The sequence below is a fragment of the Coriobacteriia bacterium genome, from assembly GCA_014859305.1.
GTDB lineage: Bacteria > Actinomycetota > Coriobacteriia > Anaerosomatales > Kmv31 > Kmv31.
On sequence record JACUUM010000066.1, the window covers coordinates 1 to 3,724 of the forward strand.

Annotated in this window: 5 protein-coding genes and 1 pseudogene; all 6 read left to right on the plus strand. The window is 70.8% G+C overall.

The window, feature by feature from the left end; all coding sequences use genetic code 11:
* Positions 1 to 213 (plus strand): imidazoleglycerol-phosphate dehydratase (locus IBX62_09935; GenBank protein MBE0477405.1); only part of this gene is annotated, 213 nt, incomplete at its 5' end.
* 25 nt (positions 214 to 238) lie between these two features.
* Positions 239 to 856: an imidazole glycerol phosphate synthase subunit HisH gene (hisH, locus tag IBX62_09940; protein MBE0477406.1), complete on the plus strand. Its 618-nt coding sequence runs from the start codon at positions 239 to 241 to the stop codon at positions 854 to 856.
* A 3-nt stretch (positions 857 to 859) separates the two neighbouring features.
* Positions 860 to 1,588 (plus strand): 1-(5-phosphoribosyl)-5-[(5-phosphoribosylamino)methylideneamino]imidazole-4-carboxamide isomerase, encoded by a 729-nt coding sequence (hisA, locus tag IBX62_09945; GenBank protein MBE0477407.1) that lies wholly within the window; start codon positions 860 to 862, stop codon positions 1,586 to 1,588.
* 5 nt (positions 1,589 to 1,593) lie between these two features.
* On the plus strand, positions 1,594 to 2,361 hold the full coding sequence (gene hisF, locus IBX62_09950; protein MBE0477408.1) for an imidazole glycerol phosphate synthase subunit HisF: 768 nt from the start codon (positions 1,594 to 1,596) through the stop codon (positions 2,359 to 2,361).
* 96 nt (positions 2,362 to 2,457) lie between these two features.
* Positions 2,458 to 3,161: pseudogene (locus IBX62_09955) on the plus strand (bifunctional phosphoribosyl-AMP cyclohydrolase/phosphoribosyl-ATP diphosphatase HisIE).
* Between the two features lie 8 nt (positions 3,162 to 3,169).
* A partial coding sequence (locus IBX62_09960) for a M48 family metalloprotease (GenBank protein MBE0477409.1) occupies positions 3,170 to 3,724 on the plus strand: 555 nt, incomplete at its 3' end.

The following is a 3,724-nucleotide window of genomic DNA, read 5'->3' on the forward strand; positions in this document are numbered from 1 at the left end:
TTGATCGGGACGTTCGACACCTCTCTCGCCAAGGAGTTCATGGCGGCTCTGGCCGCCAACGCCGGCGTCACCGCGCACCTGCACAAGCTCGCCGGCGGGAACAGCCACCACATCGTCGAGGCGGCCTTCAAGGCCCTCGCCCGGGCGCTGTACGAGGCGCTCTCCTCCGACCCGCGCGTAGGCGGCGTGCCGTCCACGAAGGGATCGCTGTGAGGGAGCGGGGCGGGAAGGCGAGCCGATGATCGCGGTCGTGGACTATGGCATGGGGAACCTGCGCAGCGTGCAGAAGGGCTTCGAGCACGCCGGGGTGAGCGATGTGATGGTGACCGGGGACGCGGCCGCGGTCGCGGCAGCGTCCGCCGTGGTGCTGCCCGGCGTCGGAGCGTTCGGCGATGCGTCCGCCCGCCTGCGAGCCTCGGGGATGTGGGACGTCGTCCTCGGGCGCATCGCGGCCGGGACCCCGTTCCTCGGGATCTGCCTGGGGATGCAGCTCCTGGCCGACGTCGGGTACGAGGACGGGGAGCACCCGGGGCTCGGGGTCGTGCCGGGGGCCTGCGAGCGGCTGCCCGACGGAGTGAAGGTGCCGCACATCGGCTGGAACACGGTCGACCACCCTCGTCCGAGCAGGCTCTTCGAGGGGGTGCCGCCGGGCTCGGCGTTCTACTTCGTGCACAGCTACGTCCTGATCCCCGAGGACCCTTCCTGTATCATCGGGGAGACGGCTCACGGGGTCCCTTTCGCAGCGGCGGTGCAGAAGCGCGACGCCTTCGCCGTCCAGTTCCATCCGGAGAAATCGTCCGCGCTCGGGCTTCGGGTGCTCGGGAACTTCGGACGCATAGCGGAGGAAGGTGCTTGAAGGATGATCGTTCTGCCGGCGATCGACATCCTCGACGGCAAGGTCGTGCGTCTGAGGCAGGGGCAGCTCGATGCGGTGAAGGTCTACAACGACGACCCCGTCGACCAGGCCAGGCGCTGGGCCGACCAGGGCGCCTCGTGGCTGCACGTCGTCGACCTGGACGGAGCGGTCCTCGGCGAGCCGAAGAACATCGGCGTCGTGCACCGCATCGTCGACTCCGTCGACATGCACGTCCAGGTCGGGGGCGGCATCCGCAACATGGACACGCTGCGGCGGCTCTACGACGCCGGCGTCGAGCGCACCGTGCTCGGCACCACGCTCGTGACGGAGCCCGAGCTCGTCGCCGAGGCCTGCGCCGAGTTCCCGGGCATCGTCGCGGGCATCGACGCTCGCGACGGCAAGGTGGCCATCGAGGGGTGGCGGCAGGGTACCGCCTACGGCGTGCTCGAGCTCGTGCGCGAGCTGGAGCTCCTCGGCGTGAGGCGCCTGGCGTACACCGACATCTCGCTGGACGGCATGCAGACCGGCGTGAACTACGGCGCGTACCGGGCGCTGGCGGCCCAGATCGAGATCCCGATCATCGCCTCCGGCGGCGTCGCGAGCATCGACGACATCGTGGACCTGACCTCCATCGGCGAGCAGATCGAAGGCGTGATCATCGGGACGGCGCTGTACGAGGGACGCTTCTCTCTGGCCGCCGCGCTCGCGGCCGCGCGGGGAGAGGCGGCGTAGAGCGGGTGCTCACCAAGCGCGTCATCCCGTGCCTCGACGTCCACGAGGGGCGCGTCGTCAAAGGCGTGCGCTTCGTGGAGCTCCGCGACGCCGGCGATCCTGTGGAGCTCGCAGCAGCCTACGACCGCGAGGGCGCCGACGAACTCATCTTCCTCGACATCACCGCCACCCACGAGGAGCGGCCGCTGATGCTGGAGGTCGCGCGCCGCGCCGCCGAGGAGGTCTTCATCCCCTACACCGTCGGCGGAGGGATGCGTACCGCCGAGGACATCCGCGCGATGCTGGCGGCCGGCTGCGACAAGATCTCGATGAACTCCGCTGCCGTGGCCGATCCCGCGCTGGTCACGCACACCTCGCGTATCTACGGCTCGCAGTGCATCGTGGTGGCGATCGACGCGAGAAGGGTGACGGGGAGCTCGCCAGGCCGGTGGGAGGTGTTCGTGGCGGGCGGCCGCACGAACACGGGGCTGGACGCCGAGGCCTGGGCCCGCGAGGCGGAGTCCCGCGGGGCGGGCGAGATCCTGCTCACCAGCATGGACCGCGACGGCACCAAGGACGGTTTCGACATCGACCTCACGCGAGCGGTCACGGGTGCTCTCAACATCCCGGTGATCGCGAGCGGCGGGGCGGGCGAGCTCGACCACTTCGCGGAGGTCGTGGTGGAGGCCGACGCCGACGCCGTGCTGGCCGCCAGCGTGTTCCACTTCGGCGAGTTCTCGATCCGGCAGGTCAAGGAGGCCATGGCGGCGCACGGCGTGCCGGTGCGGCTCTGAGTGCGGGATGGCACCACGGCCGAGGCGCGACAGGGCTCTCGATCGGCCTCGACGGCTGCTACACTGCTCGGTACGGATCCGGCCCTCGGAGGACGCATGGACCGCGAACGCGACGCGCTCGGCATCGACGACCTGACGTATGACGAGGCCGGCCTGATCCCGGCGGTCGTGCAGCAGCACGACACCGGCGAGGTGCTGATGGTCGCCTACATGAACGCCGATTCCCTGCGCGAGACGCTACGGACGCGGCGGACGTGGTTCTGGAGCCGCTCCCGCGAGAAGTACTGGATGAAGGGCGAGGAGTCGGGCAACGTACAGGAGGTCCTCGACGTGCGCTACGACTGCGATGCGGACTGCCTGCTCGTGCTCGTGGACCAGAAGGGCGACTGCGTCGCCTGCCACACCGGCGAGCGCAGCTGCTTCTACCGCTCGCTGGCTTCACCGGCCCCCGAGGAGGAGGGCGGCCGATGAGCGCCGCGGACCCGTCGGGTGCACCGTCGACGAAGCCCCGGCCCGAGCTCGGCGCCGTGCTGGGCGAGCTGTACGCGGTACTCGAGCAGCGCAAGCGCGACCTGCCCGAGGGCTCCTACACGGCCAAGCTGCTGGGGGGCCCGCAGGACAAGCTGCTCAAGAAGATCGCCGAGGAGGCGGCCGAGGTCGTCATCGCGGCGCGCGACGGGGATGCCGGGCAGCTGCGCCACGAGATCGCCGACCTGGTCTACCACCTCGTGGTCGTGATGGTGCGCGAGGGTCTCACCCTGGACGAGCTCGCCGAGGAGCTCGCGAGCCGGCGGAGGTAGGGGGGCACGTGGCGCGGACCACTCCCAGGGCGCCCGTCCGGCTGGAGCCTCTCTGGCTGCGCGTGGAGCGCAACCGCGTCAAGCTCGCCCTGTTCATCGGGGGCTTCCTACTCGCCTGCGTGCTCGCGGCCGAGGTCCTGGTGCTCGTGCCGCTGCTGTCGCTCGTGTTCCTGCAGGGCTGGCAGGCGGGGAACCTCTCGCCCTCGGCAAGGCTGGCCGGTGCGGTTCCCGACGTCGCCGCCTGGGTCGCGGCCGGTTCGGTCGTCCTGGGCGTCGCCTACGTGGGCGTGACGCTTGCCCGCCCCGTGCGTCGCCTGCTTCCGGCCATAGGCGCCGAGAGGGCGCCGCGGGGCGAGCTCCTCCCGACGAAGCACGCCTTGAAGGACATGGCGATCGCCTGCGGCGTGCAGGTCGCGCCCGAGATGTACGTGGTGGAGAGCACGTCGGTGAACGCCTTCGTCGTCGGGTGGGGCCGCGAGCGACCCGTGTGCGTCGTCACGCGAGGTCTCGTGGAGCGCTTCCACGCGGATGAGCAGCGCGCCGTGTTCGCCCGCCTCATGGCG